General features: G+C 60.9%; 25 protein-coding genes and 1 pseudogene. 11 read left to right on the forward strand and 15 right to left on the reverse strand.

Annotation, left to right across the window (positions count from 1 at the left end; all coding sequences use genetic code 11):
• Positions 1-926: 926 nt before the first annotated feature.
• From HNQ71_RS22295 to HNQ71_RS35845, 3 genes are all read right to left on the reverse strand, one after another.
• Positions 927-1,679, reverse strand: coding sequence for an IS110 family RNA-guided transposase (locus tag HNQ71_RS22295; protein ID WP_425492251.1), 753 nt, complete (start codon positions 1,677-1,679; stop codon positions 927-929).
• Positions 1,680-1,962: 283 nt separating this feature from the next.
• The gene (locus tag HNQ71_RS22300; protein WP_184874776.1) at positions 1,963-2,172 is read right to left on the reverse strand and encodes a response regulator; all 210 of its coding nucleotides are present in this window, start codon (positions 2,170-2,172) and stop codon (positions 1,963-1,965) included.
• Positions 2,169-2,489 carry a thermonuclease family protein gene (locus HNQ71_RS35845; RefSeq protein WP_184874880.1) on the reverse strand — a complete coding sequence of 107 codons (321 nt, stop codon included), beginning with the start codon at positions 2,487-2,489 and terminating at the stop codon, positions 2,169-2,171. The genes HNQ71_RS22300 and HNQ71_RS35845 overlap by 4 nt, the downstream gene beginning before the upstream one ends.
• 381 nt (positions 2,490-2,870) lie before the next feature.
• On the opposite strand from HNQ71_RS35845, the gene HNQ71_RS22310 reads away from it, so the two are divergent.
• Positions 2,871-3,098 (forward strand): hypothetical protein, encoded by a 228-nt coding sequence (locus HNQ71_RS22310; protein ID WP_343068210.1) that lies wholly within the window; start codon positions 2,871-2,873, stop codon positions 3,096-3,098.
• An 869-nt stretch (positions 3,099-3,967) separates the two neighbouring features.
• On the opposite strand, the gene HNQ71_RS22315 is transcribed toward HNQ71_RS22310, so the two are convergent.
• The 3 genes from HNQ71_RS22315 to HNQ71_RS22325 all read right to left on the reverse strand — a co-directional run bounded on the left by HNQ71_RS22315 (position 3,968) and on the right by HNQ71_RS22325 (position 6,299).
• Positions 3,968-4,159: a hypothetical protein gene (locus tag HNQ71_RS22315; protein WP_246461791.1), complete on the reverse strand. Its 192-nt coding sequence runs from the start codon at positions 4,157-4,159 to the stop codon at positions 3,968-3,970.
• Between the two features lie 886 nt (positions 4,160-5,045).
• Complete coding sequence (locus tag HNQ71_RS22320; RefSeq protein WP_210334016.1) at positions 5,046-5,234, reverse strand: hypothetical protein; 189 nt, start codon at positions 5,232-5,234, stop codon at positions 5,046-5,048.
• Between the two features lie 660 nt (positions 5,235-5,894).
• Entirely contained in the window at positions 5,895-6,299 is a 405-nt protein-coding gene (locus tag HNQ71_RS22325; protein WP_184874777.1) for a hypothetical protein, read from the reverse strand.
• A 540-nt stretch (positions 6,300-6,839) separates the two neighbouring features.
• Here HNQ71_RS22325 and HNQ71_RS22330 point away from each other — a divergent pair.
• Entirely contained in the window at positions 6,840-7,082 is a 243-nt protein-coding gene (locus HNQ71_RS22330; RefSeq protein ID WP_184874778.1) for a hypothetical protein, read from the forward strand.
• Between the two features lie 73 nt (positions 7,083-7,155).
• Here HNQ71_RS22330 and HNQ71_RS22335 read toward each other — a convergent pair whose 3' ends face one another.
• Positions 7,156-7,308 carry a hypothetical protein gene (locus HNQ71_RS22335; RefSeq protein ID WP_246461793.1) on the reverse strand — a complete coding sequence of 51 codons (153 nt, stop codon included), beginning with the start codon at positions 7,306-7,308 and terminating at the stop codon, positions 7,156-7,158.
• A gap of 216 nt (positions 7,309-7,524) precedes the next feature.
• Here HNQ71_RS22335 and HNQ71_RS22340 point away from each other — a divergent pair, with 216 nt between their 5' ends.
• Entirely contained in the window at positions 7,525-8,073 is a 549-nt protein-coding gene (locus HNQ71_RS22340) for a group I truncated hemoglobin (protein WP_184874779.1), read from the forward strand.
• Positions 8,074-8,174: 101 nt separating this feature from the next.
• Here the strand turns inward: HNQ71_RS22340 and HNQ71_RS22345 are convergent.
• Both HNQ71_RS22345 and HNQ71_RS22350 read right to left on the reverse strand, forming a co-directional pair.
• Positions 8,175-9,054 (reverse strand): annotated as a pseudogene (locus HNQ71_RS22345) (ATP-dependent DNA ligase).
• Between the two features lie 139 nt (positions 9,055-9,193).
• Positions 9,194-9,619: a hypothetical protein gene (locus HNQ71_RS22350; protein WP_184874780.1), complete on the reverse strand. Its 426-nt coding sequence runs from the start codon at positions 9,617-9,619 to the stop codon at positions 9,194-9,196.
• A 482-nt stretch (positions 9,620-10,101) separates the two neighbouring features.
• Here HNQ71_RS22350 and HNQ71_RS22355 point away from each other — a divergent pair, with 482 nt between their 5' ends.
• A complete protein-coding gene (locus HNQ71_RS22355) occupies positions 10,102-10,476 on the forward strand; it encodes a CHAP domain-containing protein (RefSeq protein ID WP_184874781.1) in 375 nt (124 codons plus the stop codon).
• Between the two features lie 34 nt (positions 10,477-10,510).
• Here the strand turns inward: HNQ71_RS22355 and HNQ71_RS22360 are convergent, their stop codons facing one another.
• Entirely contained in the window at positions 10,511-10,639 is a 129-nt protein-coding gene (locus tag HNQ71_RS22360; RefSeq protein ID WP_343068211.1) for a hypothetical protein, read from the reverse strand.
• A gap of 374 nt (positions 10,640-11,013) precedes the next feature.
• Between HNQ71_RS22360 and HNQ71_RS22365 the strand changes: the two genes are divergently transcribed.
• From HNQ71_RS22365 to HNQ71_RS22390, 7 genes are all read left to right on the forward strand, one after another.
• Positions 11,014-11,496 carry a hypothetical protein gene (locus HNQ71_RS22365; RefSeq protein WP_184874782.1) on the forward strand — a complete coding sequence of 161 codons (483 nt, stop codon included), beginning with the start codon at positions 11,014-11,016 and terminating at the stop codon, positions 11,494-11,496.
• Between the two features lie 14 nt (positions 11,497-11,510).
• Positions 11,511-11,804, forward strand: coding sequence for a hypothetical protein (locus HNQ71_RS22370; protein ID WP_184874783.1), 294 nt, complete (start codon positions 11,511-11,513; stop codon positions 11,802-11,804).
• Positions 11,805-11,971: 167 nt separating this feature from the next.
• A complete protein-coding gene (locus tag HNQ71_RS34965; RefSeq protein WP_343068212.1) occupies positions 11,972-12,499 on the forward strand; it encodes a thermonuclease family protein in 528 nt (175 codons plus the stop codon).
• Positions 12,500-12,516: 17 nt separating this feature from the next.
• The gene (locus HNQ71_RS35850) at positions 12,517-12,663 is read left to right on the forward strand and encodes an excalibur calcium-binding domain-containing protein (protein ID WP_425492253.1); all 147 of its coding nucleotides are present in this window, start codon (positions 12,517-12,519) and stop codon (positions 12,661-12,663) included.
• 20 nt (positions 12,664-12,683) lie between these two features.
• A complete protein-coding gene (locus HNQ71_RS22380; RefSeq protein WP_184874784.1) occupies positions 12,684-13,184 on the forward strand; it encodes a hypothetical protein in 501 nt (166 codons plus the stop codon).
• A gap of 958 nt (positions 13,185-14,142) precedes the next feature.
• A complete protein-coding gene (locus tag HNQ71_RS22385) occupies positions 14,143-15,156 on the forward strand; it encodes a heme-binding protein (protein ID WP_184874785.1) in 1,014 nt (337 codons plus the stop codon).
• Between the two features lie 545 nt (positions 15,157-15,701).
• Positions 15,702-15,875, forward strand: coding sequence for a hypothetical protein (locus HNQ71_RS22390; RefSeq protein ID WP_184874786.1), 174 nt, complete (start codon positions 15,702-15,704; stop codon positions 15,873-15,875).
• Between the two features lie 229 nt (positions 15,876-16,104).
• Here HNQ71_RS22390 and HNQ71_RS22395 read toward each other — a convergent pair whose 3' ends face one another.
• From HNQ71_RS22395 to HNQ71_RS22415, 5 genes are all read right to left on the reverse strand, one after another.
• Positions 16,105-19,371, reverse strand: coding sequence for an ATP-binding protein (locus tag HNQ71_RS22395; RefSeq protein ID WP_184874787.1), 3,267 nt, complete (start codon positions 19,369-19,371; stop codon positions 16,105-16,107).
• A 244-nt stretch (positions 19,372-19,615) separates the two neighbouring features.
• Positions 19,616-21,463 (reverse strand): dipeptide ABC transporter ATP-binding protein, encoded by a 1,848-nt coding sequence (locus HNQ71_RS22400; protein WP_184874788.1) that lies wholly within the window; start codon positions 21,461-21,463, stop codon positions 19,616-19,618.
• Positions 21,460-22,302, reverse strand: a complete 843-nt coding sequence (locus HNQ71_RS22405; RefSeq protein WP_184874789.1) for an ABC transporter permease — start codon at positions 22,300-22,302, stop codon at positions 21,460-21,462. The genes HNQ71_RS22400 and HNQ71_RS22405 overlap by 4 nt, the downstream gene beginning before the upstream one ends.
• On the reverse strand, positions 22,299-23,312 hold the full coding sequence (locus tag HNQ71_RS22410) for an ABC transporter permease (protein WP_210333993.1): 1,014 nt from the start codon (positions 23,310-23,312) through the stop codon (positions 22,299-22,301). Before HNQ71_RS22410 ends, HNQ71_RS22405 begins: the two co-directional genes overlap by 4 nt.
• Entirely contained in the window at positions 23,261-25,018 is a 1,758-nt protein-coding gene (locus HNQ71_RS22415; RefSeq protein WP_184874791.1) for a prolyl oligopeptidase family serine peptidase, read from the reverse strand. The genes HNQ71_RS22410 and HNQ71_RS22415 overlap by 52 nt, the downstream gene beginning before the upstream one ends.
• Between the last annotated feature and the right edge of the window lie 125 nt (positions 25,019-25,143).

The following is a 25,143-nucleotide window of genomic DNA, read 5'->3' on the forward strand; positions in this document are numbered from 1 at the left end:
GCCTGCATCTCCGACAGGATGCCGCGCCCGACCGCCCTACCGAAACTTCGACTTGGGCGCCGGCTTGTCGCGACCGGGCGCTTCCATTGGAGCCGTGAGCCTGTGCATCGCCGTGCGGAGGATGGCGCCAGCCGACAAGCCTGCGCTCGGCCGCCATCCTAAGGCCGACGCTGGCGAGGTTCGCCCTATAGGCCGAGGTGAAGCCTCCTCTGCTGCAGCGAGCCGTTCGCCGATCGCGGGCCACCTCAGGCTAGGTCGGCGAGGTTCTAACGTCGTCTATTCAACAGCTCTTTATCTACCGACGAGCGGCTACCTCAAGAACAGTCTTTGACCACGCCCTCCCTTTCGGCTCAGCCCCCACAAAGGCCAGCCGGGCGGCCACACATCGCACTAAGCTACTGACGAAGAAAGAAAATCGACAATTGTGGGAGGTGCAAGGAGAACCCGCACCTCGCGAAAACTGGGAATAACCTATTGGAATAACACGACCGCCACAGCCCGCACCTCGCGGCCTTTTATCTCGCCGTCTTAATCGGTCGTATTTTTCGCGACTTTCTATCCATCGTCGTTCCTCTTCCAAACTACGATAATACACCATTCTATGCTCTAGACCACGATCCCGTACTCTTGCGTTGAGTTCCGATGCGCCGTGCAGTCTTCCGCGCTCTGCGACGGCGTAGCAGCGCTGCTTATTTGCAGCACGGGAACCGTCGTGGCGCACTTTTCCATCAGGCTGACGGAGCATCATCACAGGCAATCCGGCGCGGTCCGGCCGTCTCGCGATCGGCGCGGCCGCAGGCAAGATAACGTGCGTTCCGTCGTTCCTGGTCTGCATCGGTCCTCATCCGTCGGAGCGGATCTCTCTTGTGTCAGGTGGCACCCGTCAGCGTGCCGGCGCCATGCGTTTCAACTGTCGGTCCTCTTGTTCATCGATGCGCTCCGAGCAGCTTGCGGGCCTTGTCATGGGCACGCCGGCCGGCATCCGCCTGGCTTGCCGCCGGATCGCCGACATAGAACGTTCCGTCGGTCCAGATCGCGTGCATGATCACCGCCAGCTTGCGCGCCACGGCGACACAGGCCTTGCGGTGGCAGGAGCGTTTGGCGATCGCTTGGCCCCAGTTCTTGACCTTGTCCCTGCCCTTGAAGCGCGTCATCAACCCCGACGCCGCCTCGTAAAGCGAGCGTCGCACGTCCGCGTCGCCGGCCTTCGTATGCGACCCTGAACGTCGATCGAGGCCCGACTGCCAGCGCCGCGAGGTCAGTCCGAAGTAGGCCGCGACGTCGCGTGAGCGGCGGAAGCGCGACGGATCGTCAATGGCCGTCATGAACGAAAGTGCTGTGACGGGGCCGACGCCGGGGATGGCCATGAAGCGTCGACACAGTTCGCTGCGTGCCACCATTTTGACGACCAGATCATGCAGCCGGCAATACTGCCTCCACAGCGCTGCGCGCGCCGACAGCATGGCGTCCATCAGCTCGGAGGAAAGTGGATCCTCCGCCACCGCGGTGCGCACAGCCTGCTCGAAAGCCCCTCGCCCGACCTTGCCCAGTCGGATGCCGAATGCCTTCAGCGAATGGCGAATGGCGTTCTCGAGATCGAGGAACTTGGCTTTCAGATTGCGCCGGTGCGTCAGCAGAAGCTTCGTCCGGTAGCAGCTTTCCGACTTGATAATGGGCACTGGCAGGTGTCGAACGTTCGCAACATCTTGGCGCGTCAGCAATAGCAGCCGGTTTTGTCGAAACTGCTTTTATAGGCGGGAACTACCGATCTCGAGGTTTATTGGTTGTAGGCGCCAGACTACCGAACTCGAGGTTTATTGGTTGTAGGCGCCAGCAGCGCCTTTATAGCGTCGGCCAAATCGGAATGCCCGACCGGCTTGACCATAAGCACTCCCTTCCGGAAAACCTGGTCACGGCCTTCGATGCCGGCTCCGGTGTGAACGATGAACGGGATATTTTTTGTCACCAGCTTTTTCGCCAGGGCGTGCACACCCCATTTTTCAGCTGGACGTCTAGAATTGCCACGTCGGGCGTCTCAGCGGACAGCCATTGAATTGCGACATCGCAGTCTGTGGTCAGCATTACCTCGAAGCCTTCGTCCCAAAGGAAAGCCTCGATATCCATGCCGATAATGATCTCATCTTCGAGCACCAACACCTTTGGCTTTTTCACGCGTTCTTCCTCTCGCCCGCAGAGGAGCACCTATCGGCGTCCACCCGGTCTATATTCGCCGGGATCGATAAAGTTCCCTGCCCACAAGTTACGTTTCGCAATCCGGCTTCTCGCTCTTCGGCAAGGTATCGAGGCGTTTGTTTGTCGGCGACTGCCAATCCGTGTTTCACGAGGTCGCGTCCGAGATCGATGCCTCCCACGAAGCAGACCCCGACATCGTTGTCATAGCGATCCTTGCCTTCGATGGTGCAGGATACATCCCCCGTAGCGATGAGATGGCGAATGTGGTCACGCGCATACCTGCCACAGGGCCAGATCTTGTCAGCGGCATCAAAACACGCCTGCGAAAGTAGGCATCGATACCGAGCAACTGAACCCGATTCTTGTCATGCCACAGCGTGTCGCCGTCATGAGCAAACCAATGCTCTGCTGCGGACACGGTGCTACAGGTGAGCACGACGGCGAGAGCGAGGGTCAACCTACACATCGCCGAGCATTTTATGCGCCCTATCGACGTATTGGAAAGGGACCGTTTCGAAAACTTCCGCTCCCGTAATCCCACCACACGGGCCAGCGGCCCGCCTGCTAGGTTGGTCAAGCGGCGGACTGCCCGGCGCCTTACTCCCAACGCCCCCGCCCAAGGGCGCCCGCCATCCAAGTCGCGGGCCGATCTCCAGATCGTCCTTCGGCGCGCTGCCTTGGTGCTCAGGAACGTCGCTGGCGTGCCCCTGGAGCCGCCGGCGGAAGACGCTTTAAACTCAATCGCCGCCGAGATGAAGATCGGCCGGTCGGACCTCATTCAGATCGTGCTGCGGGAGTGGCTGGAAACGAATGCTTATCTGCCGGTGCGGATGATCTATGAGGAAAGCGAGACGGATGGGCGTAGGCTGCCCTTCAGAGGACCGCTGCCGACAACAGCAGGATGAACCCGATCCCCATCATCAGCAGGCCTGGCCAGTTGTGCGACAGGCCAAGAAAACCGAGGCCGCGCCGACGCGGCTCAAGTGTCGGACCTGGGGTTGCGAGATTTGGCGTTGGGCGATCAGGCCTAGCAGCAGAAGGCACCGGATCGCTCAGTCGCCCGCGCCATAGAACCGCGCTGGCAATGTACACAACGCCAGCGACAGTAAGCAACGCTCCAATGATGACCGCCATTGGGAGAGAACGGTGAAGATGCTCAGTGGTTCCACCAAAAACCACCTGCGACTCAAGCCGCTGTGCCGCGCCGATAAAAATCCGCTCCCGTCAGCGCTTCAGTAGCCGCTCCAAAAAGCCCGCCACAGGTCGCTCCGGGCGGGCTTTTCATCGATCAGGGACTCGATTTCGGGCCGCTGCCCATCGTTAGAAGTCACGGGCTAGTTGCTAATACCGATACATGCCCCAAGCACGCCTGCGGTAGCATCGGACGCGCCGACGACCATGTCGCCAATAACTACGGCACACCCTTCTCCATCCCCGGCGGTGGTAGCGGCGGTAATAGCGGCGGTGGTAGCGCCGATAGTAGACCTGATCCACTTCTGCCGGGGTACCTTCGTTGTCGAAGGTCTCGGCCTCTGGCGCCTCGAGTTCATCGAGAATGCCGCTTCGAGCGCCTGGAACACCCGCCACTGCGTCGATAGGCCGAACTGCGCTTGCAAAGGCCGCTGCCCCTGCAATGCCAAACATTGCTGTCAAGAAGGATCGCCGATCCATACAAACCTCCCGCTCTCGCCTGCAGGAAGAGCAGGCATTTTCATGCAACGCATCTAGTCAGGCGTAGTTCCCGATCACGCATTGCGGATCTTCGCGCTTCAATCTACTCGTTTGCATGGTTAATTTTGTCGCAGTCAGCGCCCTTCGGCGTAATCTCCTCGATCCGCACCTTGTCGCCGATCTCTTTGGCTAAAGCGAACGCCTTTGGCCTTTGTCCTTCGTGGTCAACACTGTGCGCCAATGCGGCTTCTCGAAAACGCTTACGATGTAGGTTGCCTTCGGCATTCTCGGCCATGCGATCGGCTCCCTAGTCCGCCACCCCGGCATCGTGATGCACGACCTAGCGACGCAGCGCGATTGAACCTGTGGTCATCGGCACGAAGAAGCACGTCCAGCGCATCCTAAGTCTGCCGACACGAAACGTTGGCGACAAAGACTCGCAGATATGAAACCGCTCGTCCGGGGCTGCTTGGACGCGCCCTCGCGGGATAAACCACTCCCCTATCGGCGGATCGTTCCGAGAGTAGGGTTGAGGCTGTTTTACGAAATAGCCGTCCTTAGTCGCCCTCACGTCGCTGGAATCGATCGGATGGCAATCGCGGTTTCCGCAGCATTTGGCATGAAGAACGGGGTCGGATTTACCGCTGTACCAATCATGGGCCTCAGCATCAAAAGAAACAACAAGGCCCACTAGGACGGCAATACGCCTTTGCGAATGTCTCATGGCAGAGCCCCTCAACATACGCGTATATCACATTAGCTATTGCTCATAAATGCGATGCGCGGCATTTCCTGCCATCTTACTCGACAATGCGCATAGCGCGCCTGATGCGCTCGCCTGGCTATTGTTGGGTATGAAAAGGGCGCCGGCTTACCGGAAGATCGAAGGCTCGGCGGCCGGCGCTTAAGAGGCGCGCTGGTGGGATAGAGATTCCAAGCGCGCAATTCCTTATTTAGCACAGACTCATCCAAGCTGCGAGGCCCGATAGGGGCGCTGCGGATTGCGCTTCCATTAGCTTGAGCGCATATTTTGGCGGCCGGGTTCTCCATTCCCGGAAGGCCCGGTTGCTGTCCCCTGTGTCACCCATAGCTGTGCGGCAGCCGAGCCGTCTACACACAGGCCACCCCGCCAGCGCCAGTACGACGCCAGCGGACAGGGCGAAGGCGAGACCGCGTGATGACTAGCGGCCCAAAGGCTGCCGTGAAAGCGAAATCAGCTCCGGTTCATCGACTATGCCGGCCATATAGTTGGTGATGATCCGAGAGGCCAGTCTGTCCTGCGCATCAGCTGACGGGTGAGCGAGTTTGAGCTGCTCGAAAACCCGCCCCAGCAAGGCCAATTCGGCAGGATCAAAAATCCCGGCATCCACAGCTTTCGTCTGATAGGCATAGCTAATCCTCGTCCCGAAAATCCTGTAGCGAAGCGTGGCTCAGTTTAGCCTCGCCCCTCAGATACCGGACGCGGGCAGTGATGCCGGGCTTCAACCATTCCACGTCTGAACTCGTGACAGCACTAGGTAGCCCCTGCGGCGCCGCTCGGCCCTTCTGCACACGTTGCAGCAGTCGTTCCCGCATTTGCTTGGTAAGAGCGATGGTAGCCGGCCCGGCATATTTCCCCTCCCGTGCCATGAGCCCGACAGTCTGCTTGCCAGGCTCTCGTTTCAAGCCGAGCAATTGAAAGTCGCCAACTTCCCAGCACTTGGTTTTGACCCAGGAATCAGACGGTCCGCTGCGGTAAGGGCTGCCGCGTCTCTTCGAGACCATGCCCTCTAGGCCCATTTTCTCGACCGCCTGGAAGAATGCTGCACCGCCCCCCTCGACATGCTCGGAATACTGGATGACCCCTGTGCCGGCTTGACGAGATTCCAGAGCTTGGCCTTGCGATCGCTGGCAATGGGCGCAAATCTTGGCCGTCTAGGTGCATGATGTCGAACGCGACGAAGGCCATCAGTTCGGCGTTATAGGTCATGCGCGAGTGCATTTGATGGAAATTCGGGGTGCCGTCCGGTTCCGGTGCGATCATCTCGCCATCAACGATGAAGGATTTTGCCGGAAGCTTTTCGACCGCGTCGATCACTGGCCAGAAACGCCTTGCAGCCAACTCCAGTCCGCTTACTGCGAGCTGTGCAACGAGGCGCGCGGTTCATGGGGTTATCGATCATTTTTCTTGCTCCACCCCACCCCCGTGAGCGACGTTGCCGACGATTGCCTGTGCTGCGGTAGCGCTTCAGGGCCTCGACCTGGGCCACAAACGTTCGCGCGAGGCGGTTCAATGTCCGCTCTTGGGATTCTCTCAGTTCCCATGTTTTAGCGGCCCCCATGTTGGCGGCTGCATTCATCGTAGCCAGGTGGATGGCGGCCATCTGGATGCCCAGAGTAGCTTCGATCTGGTCTTTCGGTCGCACGCCACTGACAATGGATAGTGCGTAGTTCATTTGCCCTTCAACCACCGTGTCGCTTGGACCAATCGTGCCGTTCTTGGTAAATGCGCGGGCGCCTGCCCAATCGAGGATGATCTGAGTGCGGAAGCCGTCATATTTGATTTCGTGCAGCCAGTCGTCGCTGACCGGCGCCTCCTGGACCAGGAGCGGCTCCTGCGGTGATGAATCTCAACCGGGCTTCGCCGACCCCGTTACGGCTAAGCTGGAAACGCTGGGCCGAAACTAGCCCTGGCAGCCTCAGAATGTCATGCAGGTGGCGATCATACCACGCATTGAACTCGGGCTCGCGTCCCTCGACAGGATTCGTCAGGACGGCAAATACATGTCTGCTCATTCCATTGTCCTCGCTTCTGTGGGCGGCTAGCGCCTCTTCACCTTCGGCGTGATCCCTTCGATCTGCACGGCGAAGGCGCTTGCCGGGCAACATGTGGGCGTCATAGCGTGGAGCCGTGATGCCTATCCAGCGCTAGGACACTATGGCCCTCCGACCGTGCTTTTCACCAACGGCGACGTGCCCGACACATGGAATGACGAATGATCAACCCGCCTAGGCACCAGGAGGAATATCAAGATCGATCGATCGAATGCCAGGAGGCCATTGAGCCCGGCTTTCAAGCCATTGTCGATTGCATGCTTGAGGTCGGCTGGACACGCGGCGAGATCCTGCGGTCATTGAAGCGGCTCATTGCCGCCGACAACATGACCCAGAAAGAGATAAAAACGGAGGCAGAGTTGGCAATCGTGCGCCCCATGATACGCGACGGCAAGCGGCTTTAAGACCTACTGACGCCAGCTTCGTCGATCTCCGCGTCCATCTGTTCGCCTATGGGCTTGGTCTTCCCGCCACCGGTTATAGGCTCACCATCGAAGCCCTGCAGCCATGCGTCTGCGTATTCGTGCCAGAACACGCCGGCACGACGCGCTCCCCACCTTCCTTGCGGGCCTGCGCGCCGTAGAGCGAGGCATATCCCACGCGCTCCTGGTCCTTTTTGGGCGCAACCATTTTCCTCCTCCTCCCCGAAATCCAGCAGCGAAGCGTGGCGTGGGTCTTCCTCGTTGACACATCTCGACGGCGGGAATGCGATTAATCGGAATAATTCGGGCGGAGGCTTCGTTAATTCCTCAGACAGTGCCGGGTTAAGGCAAAGTAGGAACATACTTCATTGAAGCCGCCAGACAGGCTGCGGCTTGCTCTGGCTCAACTCGAAGGAACCCAGAGATGAAAACGGCTGTTTCGACCTCTTTCACAAGACGAAGCGTCGTCGCAGGGCTGGCGGTAGCCGCCGCATCGACGGCCGTATTGGCTGCAGACAACGCGCAAGCGCAGGCCAAGCAAACCACGCCTGAGAAAAGTCTTTACGAGCGGCTGGGAGGCGTGTTCGCCATCGCAGCGGTGGTGGACCACTTTAGCGATGCAGTCGTGAAAAACCCCATAGTCGGCCAGAAGTCCAAGAACCCACAGCTGCGGAAATGGCACACCAAGAACCTTGGCAGGCTGCCCGGCCTCAAGTTCATGCGCACGCTGTGGGTCTGCGACGTTTCCGGTGGCCCCTTCAAGTTCGTCGCCACCAAGCCCGGCACGACGCCGCTCGGTCTTGAAGAGGCCCACCGGGACTTGCGGATCTCTCCCGCAGAGTTCGATGAGGTCGCAGCGGAACTCGGGCGGACCCTGGACCACTTCAAGGTTCCGAAGCCCGAGAAGGCAGAGGTCCTTGCAGCCTTCGCCGCCCACAAAGACGAGGTTACCGCCGGCTACAAACAGGGCTGAAGCCGCCGGTGCCTGTGGCGATCCCGAGCCACGGCCCAGCAAGGCCAATTCGGCAGGATCAAAAATCCCGGCATCCACAGCTTTTCGTCTGATCGGCATGGCTAATCCTCTTCCCGGAAATCCTGCAGCGAGGCATGACGAAGGTCTTCCTCGCCGCAGGTGCTTTACGCGGCCGATCAGCCCCGGCTTGACCCATTGCGGGGCTGTCCGCTTCATGCCCCTCGGCGCGGCGCCTACGCGCTCCTGGACGCGTTGCCAGAGCCGTTCGCGCATCTCGCGGTTCAAGGTGATGAAGGCGCTGCCGACATAGCGCCCGGTGCCACGCTCTGCCATCAGGGCGAAAGCCGGCTTGCCCGCCTCGCGCTCGACGCCGAGCAGCTCGTATTCGTCGATCGTGTAGCATTTCGCCTTCAACCAGTTCGTTGACGGACCGCTGCGGTATTTGCTGTCCCGCCGCTTGGAAACCATGCCTTCCAGTCCAGCCTTGTCGACCAGGTGAAATATGCTGGCTGCATCGCCTGGCAGAGCCTCGCTGAACTGAATACGCCCGCCCGGCTCGATCATGCTGGACAGGATCTCGCGGCGTTCCTCACAGGCCATGTCGCGCAGATCGTGGCCGTTGAGGTGCAGCAGGTCGAAGGCAACGAAATAAAGGTCATGTTGCCGGCGGGTGATTGCTTTCCGCAACTCGCCGAAGTCAGACAGGCCAGCGTCGTTCAGAACGATGATCTCGCCGTCGATTATGGCGCCTTCAGTCTCCAGTCCGGCGGCAGCCTTTGCCAGGTCGCGGTATTTCGACGTCCAGTCCAGTCCGCGCCGAGTGAAGATGCGCACGCCGCCGGCATCCCTGATAATTTGAGAGCGGTAGCCATCGAACTTGACTTCGTGGGACCAGCCATCGCCCTCGGGTGGCTTCTCCACCAAGGTCGGCATCAGCGGCTCGATAAACTCCAGGCGGACCCCGCTGGCAAGCTTACGCATAGAACGCCCCGCAACATCGAATTTGATTCAATATCGTACGGTCGTTTCCGTTCCGTTGGCTGATGCTGAAATGCTGAAAAGGGCCCGCCGGCCGAAGCCAGCGGGAGGGTCTGCGGTGGCCAGAGTGTGGTCTGGCAGATTATGAAGCCTTCAGGTTTATCACCCGCATAACTGCAACCACTGTTCCGTTGTTCGTAGCGGCCTCCTTCGTGCTTCCCTTGCCGCAGCTCCATACGTCGCCTTCCTTGGCCTTGAACTGCTTCTCGCCGGCCGTGACCTCCAACTCGCCTTCAGTGACCGTGCAGACCATGTCGTCAGCCATGACATCCCCCAGCGGGCTGGAGCCCTTTGGCTGATAGACGACGTCTTCCATGGCGATTGTCTTGTACCCCTTGATATGGGAGTCCCGTGTTCCCAGTTCGATGAGCCGAACGCCGGGAAAAATCTCTTTGCCATCAGTAGGACCATAGGCCTTGGCCGCTACCGGAGTGGGCTTTGCAACCAATAGCGGGGCCGACAGCGAGGCGGCACCAAGGGCAAGAGCATTACGTCGATTCATCTTCATAACATCCTCCCTGAGTTTAGTCCGCCCCAGCCGGGCGAACCCGATATTCTACGCGCCCGAGCAGCCAAATAGTCAAAACACAATTGGGCAGCCCGATCTCGGGCCATGAACGCAAAAAGCCCGCCACCTTGGGTAAAAGGTGACGGGCTCCAAAGTCGCCAGCAGAGGGACATTAGCTGGCGGAGAGGTAACTTTCTGCGGAAATATTGGTTGCGTCTAAAACACAAAAGAGCCCGCCACCGGGAAACGATGGCGGGAAGTTGTGTGGGTGCTCGGGAAGTGACTGCCGAGCAGGATCAGAACTTCACCTTCTGCGACAGTAAACGAGCGGCAGAGGGGATTGGTTGCGAACTACAAACGAGGGATGACGCTCAGCGCGGCGGTGGTAAGCGATGGCCGCCGCCCTGCGCGGTGTCCGATTTTCAAAGGGCCGGTATTGGGGTAAATTACTCTAGGCTCATACCGCTTACCGGAGCATTATTATGCCTTGGGATAAAAATAAAGCTATTTCCTTTGCACGAGATCGTGCTGGTGCTGGTGGAAGCCATGGCAAAAGTCATTGTGCAAAATCTGTAAGGGAGGCAATTGAGCGTGGCGGCATAACGTTGGTTCCAACTGGTGACGCGAAAGATTACGGACGGAATCTAACAAACGCTGGATTTGCTGAGACAAATACAACCATGCCAATTGCTGGAGACGTTGTAGTTATACAGGGAATAGATGGGCATCTTTCTGGACACATGGCTATCTATGACGGTAGAATATGGATTTCCGATTTCATACAAAATGAAAGCCTTTACCCAAATCGGGCTTATCGCCAAATAAAGCCTAAATATAAAATTTACCGTCACCCCTGAGAGAACGCCGATAGCGTGGTTTGAAGGTGCCGCCTCAGTCTTCAGCCGCCGGCCTGAACTTCCGGACGATCATCTCGAACAGGATGTCCGAAATCCACTTGGCTGAAACGCCAATGAGGAATGCCGCTGCCAGCGTCGTGGTATCGTCTGCCGGGTCAGGCATCGGGACACCGGTAGCCTTGAAGTAGGACACTACCGGCAAGGTCAGGTACGCCGCCGCCAGCGCCCGATTACCCGCCATGGGTGGATAAAGTAGTAGGCTTCATACGTGCTTTGATCAGCCGTCGGCATTGACCCCAAGCCAGCGTTTGCTGCTGTCCTAGACCGGCCAAGCGTCCAGCCGCCGCCATGCCGGTGACGCCATTGTGCGAGCCCCAGAAATCATAACCGGCATACCTATTGCGGTGGTCGAGAATATACTTTTGGAGGCTCCATGTGGGCGGAAATTTACCAGAATAGATGGGGTCTCTTGCGAAAATATTCGCTTTAGGAGATGCTAATCTCCGGCCTTGGGAGGGCTGGGGGGATGAAAGTAAATTGTTTGTGGCACTTGGTGCCACCGCGCTGCTTTGCGGATGCCAAACAAGCAACCAAGCCGACTACATGCAAATCGGATACGGGCCTAGTTTCGACGTAGCACATGCTCAGTGCGAAATGCAGAAAGGGTCCGTAGACCAAGGCTACATTGCCATTGGATCTCCCGGCTTTGTTGCCGGCGCCGGCCTTGGTGACGCTCTCGGCAATGCGATAGCCGAAGATCAGTACATGAACAACAGTCTGATCGTCAGCGGCTGGAAGCGAGCCCCGCACGGCAAGGGCGCGGCCGCCGCTTCAGCTGTTGCAACCGGGGCGCCACCAACTCCCTATGGCGTGGCACGCGCACCCGGCAGTTGGATAAACACGGCCCTGCTTGATTGGTCGGACGCGAATAAAAAATGCGGTGCCGGCGATAAGGTATCTTGCGCTACTCGAGCGAAACTCGGCGGGCAACTGAGGGCAGCTGGCTTTAATCCGTCTTAGTTTAGGGGGTAACAATGAAGAAACTCACCTTCGCCATAGCTATGTTATTGTCGGTCTCATCTGCTTGGTCACAAAGCCCACCCATCGAGGCTGACGCCCACATCAATCAGAGCGGAGGTATCAATTTCCCCGCCCTCATAGAGCCGGCCGTAGGCATGATCCGAGCCAATGGTTGGCGATGTGACAGCATCTCCGCCATGCTCCCGTTCTTGATGTCTCGTGGGTTCTCGGTGACGTGCAATCACTACAGCTACACCTACAACTTCGAGGACAAAGGTGGAGACTGGGTTGTGTCGCTGGACGATTGATATCGCTATTCTTGCGAACAGTGGGAAAAGCGCGTGGACAAGTACCGATACGACAATCGGTCTGATCAATGGCGCCAACAGACTGGCGCTAAGCTGCGGCGTGCCCGCCAACTGGCTGGCGTTCCGAAGCGGCTGGTCATAGCGACCATGGCCCCAATGTCGCCTTAGTGACGCAGTTCGTCCTTCAGCACAGCGAGCAAGCACCATACCTGAACGTTTCTCACTGGATCGGGTCAACCCCGGGACCGATTGCCGGCGTCGCCTCAGTCATCGACGGCGATACGATCGAGATCCACGGACAGCGCATCCGTTTCAATGGCATCGACGCACCAGAGACCCGGCAGTATTGCGACGACGCCAAGGGCTTCGAATATCCTTGCGGCCGTCGATCGGCTGAAGCGCTGGATAGCTTCCTATCGGCCTCCAAACCGGTCCAGTGCACGTTCGTTTCGTGGGATCGTTACGGCCGATATGTCGGCGATTGCCAGCGTGCGGACGGCGCCAGTGTCGCGTCATGGATGGTCGAGCATGGCCAGGCATTGGATGGCCCCGCTATAGCCACGGAGCCTACTCCGCGCAGCAGGCGAAAGCCGAGGCGGCAAAGATCGGGATATGGGTCGGAACGTTTCAGGCGCCCTGGGAATGGCGCGCCAGGCACGCGAACAATCCGGGGCCGGCGGTCAGCCAACCTCTAGGGTTCACCAACAAGCAATTGGCGGAGAGCTATTCCTGCCAACCGCGACGGACTTGCTCCCAAATTGGCTCTTGCGATGAGGCCCAGTGGTATCTGAGCAATTGTTCATGGGGCCGAAAGTTGGACCGTGACGGTGACGGGAAAGCTTGCGAAACCCTTTGCTGAAATAACGGGCAAGAGGGGCAATGTCAGAGCGAAAAGTCTACGGAGCCGGAGTATCGCCTTACGGCATCTACCTTTTGGCCGAATCCTACCACGTGAGCGCAGACTTTCTGAAGTCTGCCAGTGACTGGCACTTCCGGTTTTCCGATCATCCCCTGCGTCTCCTCTATTTCCAGGCGCTCGGGAATTACCTTCGCAGCTTCCTTCGGCTCGGCGGCAGGAACCCCGAGGAGATCCGACGCTATAGCCATAATTTTGTTGCCATGCTCAATGACAGCACCGCCCTAGGCCTTTCTGTGGGCAAGGATGTGGAAGACTTCATCCGGTCCAGCACGAAGAGGGGCGACTACGTTCAAATCCGCTACCACTTCGTATTGCGTGAGGGCCAAGACAGGCGAAAGCAGCCCTCCATCAAAGCCCTTGAAAATGCCGTGTCTCAACTCGAGAAAGCCGTTCGTAGGGCGATCGAGGCGACGGGTATCGAAATCAAACCGAGAGCGAATTCGGCGGGCAGTAATGGATAATTTAGGAAAGCCTCGCGAAGGATCGAAACGTCGGGCCATGGACGATCTGCTGCACCAAGCAGAGGGCGCCACTTCGGCGGAACTAAACCGGGCAACTCCGTGGAACGTTCGCTAATGACCGTTGGTGGCCGAGAGCCGATGGGATTGGACGCGATGCTGGGGTTCGTCGGATTGGTTGGATTGGTGCCAACGCCGGTTCCCCCGCGCCGACGCTACCGGCCCCTGTCTTCGCGGGCAACAGTCTTTGCAAACTAACCCGCCGGGGAAGCAGCCGATCCATCTCATTAGCGGAAGCTCTTTCGCGCTCAGCCGAACTCACGCCCATGACCCCGAAGCTACCTTTCCACGGAAAGACCATGCAGATCCCGGATCGGATCACGAGGGGACCTTGGCAATCGCATCTCGAAAGCAGACATAGCCAGTAGTAAAGGCATCGGACCGTGGGGCGACAGGTCGCAGCTGCAAAAAATCTGCTCAGATCGTGTTGGTGCTTCTCGAAACGAAATGCAACGAAGGACCGCGATCTCTTCAGTCAGCGCATCACCCATGGTATTACGCGGTCGCAATTTTTCATGGTTACCTACTGTCTTTAGTGTGTTGAGTGTCTACTTCTCGCTCGAAGTCAGATACAGAAAGACCTCTGCCTACCGAAGCGGTAGACGGATCGACAATATTTACTTGAAATTGGGCTAAAGTCCTTGTATATTATACAATCTTCTGCCTAGGCGCAGAGGTTTGCTTCGTTTTTGCGATTGGTGAGTGCCGGGGCAAACTGAAGTCCTACATGTAGGTGCTTTGCGAGCAGGATGGTTCGTGCTTCGCAAGGTAAGACCTCCTCAAATTTTCATCTATTGGTCACCTATTATTGCAGAAAATGAGTTGGGGCCTTCACCATTGGATATATTTCACCAGAGATAGCCTTATTCTAAAGGGCGTATAGATTTCTTTGAGGGCAGCGATGATCTCAACTGAAAGAGTAGAACAACTCAAGTATCAATCTCGGCATATTGAACTTTCGCGACCCAAGGATCCCGATCTCGGTGTACTTCAGGTGCTTCCAGGGACTTGGAGCAACGTGCCTGACTTGATCGGTCGTGGTTGGAACGCAATCGCACTTCCGTTTGTATCCGACATGAGCGGCATAGACTATCGGCTTCTGGTGAACCAATATAATGAAGTGTTGAAGTTCACTCTCGTGGACAAAGGGGTCAAGAACCGTGGCATCCAGCGCGGCTCTCCTTCTTTTAATACAGACCAGATTGTGGTAGCGCTCGACTACGAGCAGCGGATCGAGCAGATCGCTGCTGACGATTTTCCCGCTAGCGGTCTACAGGGCGGGCGGGACACCACCATTCACCATGAGCCTGGTCTATGGCTCTTCATGACCAATCAAGCCGAGCCGCACTGCAATATTTCGCGGTTGGGTACGATACCGCACGGCGATTCCCTGCTTGCCCTTGGCGCAGGCACTCGGTCGGTCGCGCCGCCCAAGATTCCGGCGATCAACGGGCTGCCAATTGGTGTCAACCAGACTCTCACTAACCCATATCTGGCCCCATACGCTCACTTCCACGCAAATCCATTCAAGGGAGTCTTTGATCCGACGGAACCGCACAAGCTTCTGGTCGGCGCCATACCGGGCACCGTGAAGTGGACGACGAAGCTAGAGGTCAGCACCAGGGTCGAAACGGGTGGCATCGTCAATATCCCGTTTATAGTCAGGCAGGCCAATGCCGCGGAGATGATATCGACGTTCTGGATTTACGAACTGGAAGAGACCGATACTTACGGCAATCCGCGCCTTATCATGCAGTATCTGCAGATCGTGCTGCTGGATTTCTTTACGCGGCGAGACGGACTGCCGGGACCGATCCGGTGGCCGCATGTGAGCATAAACACTATGGAGAAGATAGCAGAACCGGACGCGGAAAAGGCTGTTGTACCGGCCGCAGAAGTGGAAAAGACGCTCTGACCGTCGGGTGACACCATCCGGGCTTTCCCTGGTGGGATCGCGCCGCAAAAAATGATATAGTCGACGAGCCGTACGATCTCTTGTTCAAGCGATTGGAGATATGTCATGCCACACAATTGGGATGATTCTCAAAACATAAACGCCGGCTCGAAGGCGGTCGAGTGGCCGCAGGGTCCGTTGACAGACGACATGGGGGTGACATTTCCCCAAAAAGGCTGGACACCCCTGTGGCTCGAGGCTTGGGTTGTGCAGGACAGCACGGGCGCCAGTCAAAGGACCACTCAGTGGTCAGGTTGGGCGCCGGGGCGCTGGACTGCTGACGGAATCCCGCCGGGGTGGAAAGTCGGAAGTTTCCAGCCCGGGTTGGCTTTGGGAATTGCTCTCGTAGCTTATCGGGATAACACGGGCGCTTTCAAGCAAGCCTGGTGGCTCGACCCCATCGATCTGTATTAGTAGTTCGCGGAAACCTGGCGAGCGAGGAACCCGCCCCGCATGGAAGTGACGTAGGCGTCTGTTTGCGCCTCAATGATTGGATGGAGAATGAAATGGCCGCCAACAAGGAAGTCGACAAGAAACTTGAGGAGGAACTCCAGAACCAGATCAAGCTCCTTGAGACGTTGCAGGTTGGGACGGTGGAGGCGATTAAAAGAGCCAACACGAAACTCGGGGAAGTGCAAGCCGGGAACTCTAGGGAGCAAGTGTTCCCGCGAAAGAAGTGAGTGGTGCCTAAGTCACGCGGCAGAAGCGACCCAAAGGCAGCCCTTGAGCTCCGTCGGGAGTCGGACTTGGGTTCGGAATGAAACACGATCAAGAAGCGGCTGTTCATCGAACAGAAGGAAACGTGCGCTTGTGCCGGTTAAATCATGCCACACCTGTCAAGTCTGTTGGCATTACATCCCGGGCGGTCCACAAAGGAGGTGCGGCGGTACCCCCTTGCCGCCTACGCAGTCACATTTTGGCGAGTTTACCTAGGCGGAGTTGGGTCGCGGCCGCGGCAACCACGTTTCCCTTCAGCTCGTAGAGATGCAGCGCTCGGGACGCGGCCTCGACCGCCTCGTTGCCGCGGCGGGAGGCCTTGAGCACGCGCGACAGGTCGATCAGTGCATCGGCCCGGTCGTTGATGAAGTCCGTCGCCTCGGCGATCGCTACTGCCTCGCGCGCCAGCGCCTCCGCCGCCTCGATCTCTGCCCGCCGGGCGAGCACGCGTGCACGCACGCGACGCCAGAGGATCTGTGTCACCAGGTCGCCGCTCGCAGCCAGCTGGGCGCTGAGCTTAGCGAAGTCTTCGGCCTCCTCGTCGCGTCCCTGTTCGAGGATCACCGCGGCAAGCGATGCGGCCATCGTGGAGCGGAAGGCGCGCTCGCCCATCTCCTCGAGCGCGCGATACGCCGAGCGCGCGCTCTTCTCGGCCGCAGCGGGGTTCCCGGCGAGCAGCTCGACGACGGCCTCGTGCTCGGAGGACGCCACGTAGAGCGTGAGGCCGAGATCGGCGTAGGTGGCGTTGCTCGTTGCGATCAGCTCGCGTGCAATCGGGAAGCGGCCGACAATCGCGTTGAGGCATGCGAGCTGGCGCAGAATCGCTGCCTCGGACTGCGGGCTTTCACGCACCTCTGCACGCATCGCCTCGCAACGACGGATGCCCTCGGCGGCCGGGGTGGGGCCGAACCAGAGCGCGGACGCGATCCACGTGAGAATCTCGTGGTACTCATGCCGAGCCCCTGCCCGTCGCGCGTGGGCAGCCGCGCGCTCCCACGCCGCGGCGGCCGCCTCGCCGCGAGCCCCGTTAAAAAATAACCACGCCTGGAGCCGCCGTGCGCGGCACAGGCCCAGGTCGTCCCCGAAACGCTCGAAGACCGGGATCATCTTGGCCGCCGCCCGTGCCGCATCCTCCAGCCCGCCTTCTTCGCCGAGGAGGACCCGGAGGAAGTGCCGCTGGACGAGCACATGCGCTGCCATGCGCTGGTCGTCAGTGGCGATAGCCAGCCGCTCCGCCTCATCCAGCACGCGCCCGGCATCGTCCAGCCGGCCGCTTTCAATCAGCGCGGCGCCGAGCTCGGCCAACAGCGCGATCCGCTTTGGATCATCGGTGGGAAGCAGCCGGGAAACCCGCTCGAGCAGGCTGATCGCCGCCGGCAGGTCGCTGCGGACAAGCGCCCGCCGCCCGGCCGCCTCGAGCCGTTCGCAAGCCCGGGCGGCAAGCGAGGCCGCGTGCGCGTCACGCGGGCCGAGCGCGACACGGTACTGAAAGGCCTGTTCGAGGTGATAGCCGACAATCTGCTCGAACTCGCGTAGCCGGTCCGCGGCCGTTAGCTCGAGCCACGCGGCGAAGCGCTCGTGCAGGTCGGCGCGCGCGTTCTTCGGCAGGGAGCGATACGCGGCGTCTCGGATCAGGACGTGACGGAAGCAATAGGCTTTCTCGCCGGGGAACGACGGCGCCTCCGGGCGGATCAGATCCCGGTGGACGAGCGCGAGCAAACCATCCTCAAGTGCGTCGAGCCCGGGGCCGGCGAGCTCGCTGACGGCGCTCCGATGGAATACTGTGCCCTCGACCGCTGCGGCCGTCAGGATGGCTCGCTCGACGGAAGGGAGGCCCTCGAGACGGGCAGCGAGAAGCGCGTTGATCGTCGAGGGAACGGGCAGCTCGGCGAGGTCCGACGTGGCGACCCAGCTGTCGGGCGCGCGCCTGAGCAACGCATCGTCGACGAGCATCGCCACGAGTTCCTCGGCGAAGAGCGCGTTGCCCTCGGCCGCGCTGGAGATCCTCGATTCGACCGCCGGCGCCAGCGGCGCACGGCCAAGCAGGTTGGAGATCAGCTCACGGCATTCCGCGTCGCTGAGCCGCTCGAGGACGATCGACGTCGCGTTGCGTTTGCCGGTCCCCCAGCCAGGACGCGTGTCGAAGAGCTCCGGCCGCGCTATGCAGATGATCACGATAGGAAAATCGCGTGAGAAGTCGGCGACGTGCTCGACCAAGTCAAGGAACGTCGGCTCGGCCCAATGGATGTCGTCCACCACGACGACGAGCGGCCCAGCTCGCGCGAGCGCCTCAAACAGCCTCCGGACGGCCCAGGCGGTCTCCTCGGTTGTCCCTTGTCCCGCGCCGCCAAGCCCGAGCGCCCCGGTCACACGCTCGGCAATCAGCCCGGCCTTCTCGTCGCCTGCCAGTCGCGCCCCGATCACCGCTGCAAGCTGCTCGCGGGAGTCCGGTCCATCCGCGCGCGTGAGCTCCCGCACGATTTCGGCCAGCGGCCAATAGGTGATGCCCTCGCCATAAGGTAGACAGCGGCCGTGCAAGACCGTGACATCCTCGGCAAGGTCGCTCGTGAACTCCCGTACGAGCCGCGACTTTCCCACACCCGCGTCGGCGAGAATGGTGACCAGGCGACAGGTCCTGTCATCGACCGCATTTCGGAAGACGGTCTCGAGCAAGGCTCGTTGGAGTTCGCGCCCGACGAAAGGCGAGTCGAAGCGGCGCGCAATTCCGGGAGCGTAAGCGAGGACTTCTATCACGACGAGGGCGCGGATGGTCGCGCCGTGCTTGAGTGTGCGCGGCCCACTCGGCTCGACGACGACCGCATCGCGCACGAGCTTGTACGTCGACTCCCCTATCAGGATCTCATTCGCCGTCGCTGCCTCCTCGAGGCGCTTCGCGACTATGACGGCCTCTCCAGCGAGAGACGAATACCCCTGCGTTTGGTTGCCGGCGATCACCTCGCCGGTGTTGATGCCGATTCGGTTCATAAGGCGGACTCCCCAACCGGCTTCGAGCTCATGGTTGAGGATGGCGAGTGTGTCGCGCATCTCCACGGCCGCCCGCACGGCCCGCAGCGCGTCGTCTTCGTGGAGGAGCGGCACGCCGAACACAGCCATGATCGCGTCCCCAATGTACTTGTCCACGGTTCCGCCATGCCGCTGAATGACGGCGCTCAGGTCGCCGAAGTATCGGGTGAGCATATTGCGGAGCGCTTCGGGATCGAGGGAGAGGCTGAGCCGCGAGGAATCGACGATGTCGGTGAAGAGGATCGTGACCGTCTTGCGGGCGTCCGGCCTTGGCTCCCGCGCCTCCGGCGCGGCCGGCCTAGCCGGAGCCGAGGAAGCCGCCCCCGGCCTCGCCGGCGTTTCGGGTTGGAACGCTGCGCCCTGGCCCAGGATCGCTTGCGCCTGCACGCCATGGTCGGCTCTAACTTCGAGGGGTCCGAGGACGCCAGACTTCATCTCAGGCCTTCCGTTGGGTAACTCTCGGTGACCATAGCACTCGCTTCTGGCGCGCTCTAGCTGTGAGCGTCCCAATGGTTGTTCATGCGGACCAGACAGAGGAGACTGGAATTGCCTAGCTTCAGCACCCACCGGAGGGGCTCAATGAACATCCACAAGGGTGCCCGTTTGATGCGGTTGAGTCGAGTGGAGATGGCTCTTTCGGCCATCGAGGACGTCTTTCCCAAGCTCTTCGCAGGCCCCGTCACGGCGCATGTTGGTTGGCTGAACGGGGGATCGATTCTACGAGGCGTCGCGTATAGGGGTGCTGCGGGTCATCGATAACCCGCTCCGTCGGTCCCTCCTCGACGATCTCGCCAAGATAGAGGACATAGATGCGCTCGGCGATCTGGCGGACGACGGCAAGGTCGTGGGTGATGAAGAGATATGACAACCCGTGCTCAGCCTGCAGACGCTTGAAGAGGTTGAGCACTTGCGCCTGCACCGAGACGTCGAGGGCTGATACCGGTTCGTCGCAGACGAGGATCGCTGGTTTGACGGCAAGCGCGCGCGCGATGGCGACCCGCTGGCGCTCGCCGCCCGAGAGCGACGCCGGCCGGCGCGTGGCGTACGCGGCGGACAAACCGACATCGGCCAGCAGCGCCGCTATCCGCTCCGGCGTCGACGCGCTGGCTGCGCCCGCGGAGGCCCGCAGCGCCTCGCTGAGTGCCTGGCCGACGCTGTGCCTCGGATTGAGTGTCGAATACGGATCCTGAAAGATCATCTGGATGGTCCGGCGAACACGAGCGCGGTCGGCCTTCGCCATGGCGCCGAAATCTGCTGCCGCGATGCCGTCGATGCGGATGTCGCCTGCAGTCGGCGTTTCGAGGCCGACAAGGCAGCGCCCGAGCGTGGTCTTGCCCGAGCCGGATTCGCCGACAAGGCCGACGCTTTCACCGGGCATGATGCGCAGCGATACGTGCTTCACCGCACAGATCGGATGGCCCCGAGGACCGTCGAACGTCTTGACGAGCGCGTCGATGCGGACGAGCGCCCCCTCGGTCTCGTCACGGCGCGGCGTTGCCGGCGCCGCGCAGAGCGCCGCCGTGCGCAGCGCATCGAGCTCGCACTGAATCTCGTCCTGGCGAACGCATGCGGTGAGCCGGCCGATATCGCGGGCGACCAGCGGCGGCTTGCCGGCGCGGCAAATCTGCTTCGCCCAGTCGCAGCGGTCGGCGAACCCGCATCGGCCGACTACATCGGCCGCTTGGGGCACGGAGCCCCGGATCGCGACGAGCCGCGGCACGCGAATATCGGCCGGCGGTTCCGACAGCAAAAGTCCCAGGGTGTAAGGATGGTACGGCTGGCGCTCGACAGCGGCTGCGTCGCCGACTTCGAGCAGCGAGCCGGCATAGAGCACATAGATGCGCTCGCAGGTCGAGAATGCCAGCCTCAGGTTGTGGGTAATGAGGATCAGGCTCATGTGCCGCTCGCGCTGGATACGTCGCAGCAGCCTGATGATCTCGGCCTGAGTCGTTACGTCGAGCGCCGTCGAAGGCTCGTCGGCGATGAGCAGCTCCGGGTCGCGAGCAAGGGCTGCGGCAAGCGCCACGCGCTGGCACATGCCGCCCGACAGCTGGAATGGCATGCGGCGGGCTACATCGTCTTCGACGATGCCGACTTCCGCCAGGCGGCGTTTCACCTCTGCCGCACGCGGCGCGCGCGAGGCGAATTCAGGCCGGCCGCGCAGCATCTCGTCGATGTGGTCGCCGCCTCGCATGAGCGGATTCAGCATCGTGAACGGATCCTGCATAAGCATCGACACGCGAAACCCGCGGATCTTGCGGAGTTCCGTCTCGGAGAGACCCATCAGGGAAATGCCGTCCAGCGTGACGGTTCCCGTGGCATTTATGCCCGGCGGCAATATGCCGGCGATCGCTCGTGCGGTGAGCGATTTTCCGGATCCCGATTCGCCGACGATCGCAATGGTCTCGCCCCGCTCGACTGCGATGCTCAAGGGCGTCGTGATGGGCACCGCGCCGTGTGAGATTGCTAGCCCCTCGACCCTGAGGAGCGGATTCTCGTGACCAGTGCTCGCTACGTGTGTGTTCACTTTGCAAACCGCTCGAGCAGCCAGTCGCCGATGAGGTTCATGCTGACCGCAGTAAGGATGATCATTCCCGCGGGCAGGAGCAGCGCAACCGGATTGGAGAAAAGGATATTGCGGTTCTCGAACAGCATTCGACCCCAGTCGGGGGTCCCCGGTTCAACGCCAAGGCCGAGGAACGACAGCCCGGCGAGATTGACAAGCGCGAAGGCGAAGTCGAGGACGACATAGGCCAAAATGATCGGCAGCACGTTGGGAAGGATGTGGACGAACAGAATACGGGTCTTCGAGATGCCGAGCGTGCGGGCGGCGTCGATATAGGGAAGCGGCCGCTGCTCAAGGACCGCGCTCCGAACGATGCGCGTATCGGGGGCCGTGAAGAGGACGACCAGAACGAACACGGCGGTCCAGTATCCGCCACCTGCCACGCCGACGACGACGATCGCCACGAGCGGTCCCGGCAACGCTAACATGAAATCCACCCAGCGCATGATCGCCGAATCGACCAGGCCGCCGAGATAGCCCGAAAGAAGGCCAAGCAGGGTCGCGATCGCGAAAGCTCCGCCGGCGACGACGACCGGGCCGACCAAGGCAGTTCTTGCCCCGTAGATCACGCGCGACAGGACATCGCGGCCAAGAAGGTCCGTCCCCGCGATGTGGGCGGCGGAAGGCGGCGTATCGCCGACCCCGAGACGCTGGAGGAAGGGCGAATAAGGGGCTATCCCTTCCCCAAGGACGGCGCAGCTCACCACCACCGCGATAATCAGCACAGCAATGAGAATGACGATCGGCAGGCGCTGCGGCAGCTTCGTCTTTCGCGTCTCGTTGATGGCTGGGGCGCTCATGACTCGACCCTGCCGAAGCGGATGCGCGGGTCGATCAGCATGTAGATCACGTCGGTCGCCAGGTTGACCAGCACGACGAAGACAGAAAAGAGCAGCGTGGTGCCCTGGATCGTCGGGATGTCGCGCTTCTGTACCGCATCGATCGTCAAAGCGCCGAGACCTGGCAAGGAAAAGGTGACCTCGACGTAGATCGCGCCGGAGACGATCCCGACGACGATGAGCCCAGCGGCCGTGACCACGGGAATGAGAGCGTTCCTGAGCACATAGGCGAATGTGATGCGCCGCGAACTCAGCCCGCGTGCCCGCGCAAAGGTGACGTAGTCCCGGTCCAGCTCCTCGATCATCGCCGCGCGCGTGATCTTGATGACTATGGCCATGACCGAGATCGCAAGCGCAAGCGCCGGAAGCGTCAGGTGCCAAGCACGGTTGAGGAATCCGGTCCCCGGACCGAAGATCGGGAACCAGTGCAACAGGGCGCCGAAGAAATAGAGAAGGAAAATGCCGGTGACGAAGGCCGGTGAGCTGATGCCGAACACCCCGAACATGACAACCGCCCGGTCGAGCCGCGTGCCGCGGCGGAAAGCACCGACCGCTCCAAGCACGACGCCAAGGCCGAGAACGAGAACAGCACTCATCAAGCTCAGGAAGATGGTTACACCGAGCCGATCGGCGATGGTGCTCGTCACCGCCCGATTGCCCAGGATGGAGACACCCAGATCGCCTTGGACCACCTTCGATAGCCATTTGAAGTATTGAATGAGGAATGGATCGTCCAAGTGATAGTGCTCGCGGATGGCGGCAAGCGTTGCCGGGTCTGACGCGCGCGCGCCGAGCAGGGAACGCACCGGATCGCCGGGTGCGATGTGGACCAGCGCGAAGACGCCGAAGGATATTATGAGGAGGAGTGGGACCGCCACGGCGAACCGCCGCATGACGAAGACGACAACTCCCGAGCCGGTCACCGGGGCGACCCGAGGTAGCGGTCGAACCAGCCGATCATGCGGCGCCATGCGTCGAGCTGATGGTCGCGCTCGCGCAGGCCGTGGCCTTCGCGCGGGTAGACGACCAGCTCGGACTCGACGCCGCGCTCGAGTAGCGCCGCATATAACTCCTGCGCCTGGCCGAGCGGAGTGCATCGATCGCCCTCGCCATGCATAATCAATGTCGGCGTCGTGGGTCTGTCGAGCCGCGTGATGGCTGAGCGGTCGACCGCTACGCGGCGAAAGCGCTCCTCAGACAGCGGCCCGCCGTTGATGAAAGCATGGAAGTCGTGGTTGCAGGAATAGTGGCTTGAGAGTTGGTTGGCGAAGCCGGAGACCATCACCGCGGCCTTGAACCGGTTAGTCGTTGCGACCGCCCAGGCCGTAAGATAGCCGCCGTAGCTGGCGCCGGTGATGCCGAGCCGGTCGGGGTCGCTAATCCCCGCTGTGACACATCTGTCGAGGCCGGCGAGGATATCTTGAAACTCGGCCCCCGCCGGGTCGCCGACATTCAGCATGCCGAACGCCTTGCCCCAGCCAACATTGCCACGGTAGTTGGGAAGGAAGACGGCGTAACCGGCGGTCGCGAACGGCAGCGCGTCACCCGGATTGTAGGCATGCCTGACCGCCCAGCTCGGGCCGCCGTGGATGTCCACGATGGTCGGCCTCGGCCCCTTGGCGCCGTCGCGTGGCAGCAGCACCAGCCCCTCCAGTTCTACGCCATCTGCCCCTTTCCAGGCAACGGCGCGGACCTCCGGGTAGGCGTTGAAGTCCCTAGCCACGTCGCGGTTCAGATTGGAGACCACCGACCATGCGGAAGCCTTCGCGCCGGACTTGAATACTATTTCAGGCGGCGCACCGTCGCTCTCGCGCACCGCCGCGAACCCCTTAATGTCGGGCGCGGTCGTTATGCCAGCGCTGAAGGTCCTCGTGCCGATGATCGCGTCTTCTTGCGTCATCCATTCGACGCTGCCGTCGAGATGTGTGACGCCATAGACGGAGCCGAGCCGCGACCAGCCGGTGAACCAGAGGCTGTCGTCGTCGCGCCACTTCATCGACGTAATGCTCGACATGCCGCCCGGGGCGACGGTGATGATCTTGCCTGTGGCGATGTCGAGGATGCTGATTTCGCTGGCGACGAGGCCACGGTCGCTGGACCACCCATCAAGGAAGGCGATGCGCTTGCCGCTCGGATCTGCCGCGGGGGCCAGGAGCTGCCAGCGCGCGCGGTGCAGGATCGTCGCGGCACCTGTCGCAAGATCGATCCTGGTCAGTTCGGCGTGATACCAGCCGCGCTCGCTCGGGTCGACGGAGACGACTGCAAGGGCGGCATCATCGCCGACAAGTTCGAATTCCCAGACGCTGAACTTGGACGGCCCGACCTCGACCGTCGACCCGTCGTCGACCCTGACGCGGAACAAACGGCGCCGCGCATTCGCCGGGCTCGTCACCGCGGGATCCTCGGGCTCTCCCCAGGTCAGGCGCTGCGCACCATTGGTCGCGCCACCGTCGAGGCCGCGATCCGCGGCCATGACAATGAGGCTCCGACCATCCGGCGCCCACCTCATGTCCTCGATGGTGCCGGCGAGTTCCCCTACTGGCCGCTCGCCGTGATCGTCCTTGAGGAACAGCGACATTCTTCCTTGCAAAGCCCGATCGGAAACAAACGCCAGCGTCCCGTCGACCGGCGACAGATGCGGCAGGCCGTCGCCGCCCGGCCCGTTGGTCAACTGCACCGCTTCTGCTCCATCGAGTGAAAAGCGCCAAATGCGGCTCTGCGGGGATTGCCGCAGCTCGTGCGCGGCGGGGCGAACAGCTGCAACGACCGCCGTGCCATCGCGGGTGAAGGACAGATCCGAAG

Origin of the sequence: Mesorhizobium sangaii (genome assembly GCF_014207355.1) — a bacterium.
Classification (GTDB): Bacteria; Pseudomonadota; Alphaproteobacteria; order Rhizobiales; family Rhizobiaceae; genus Mesorhizobium; species Mesorhizobium sangaii.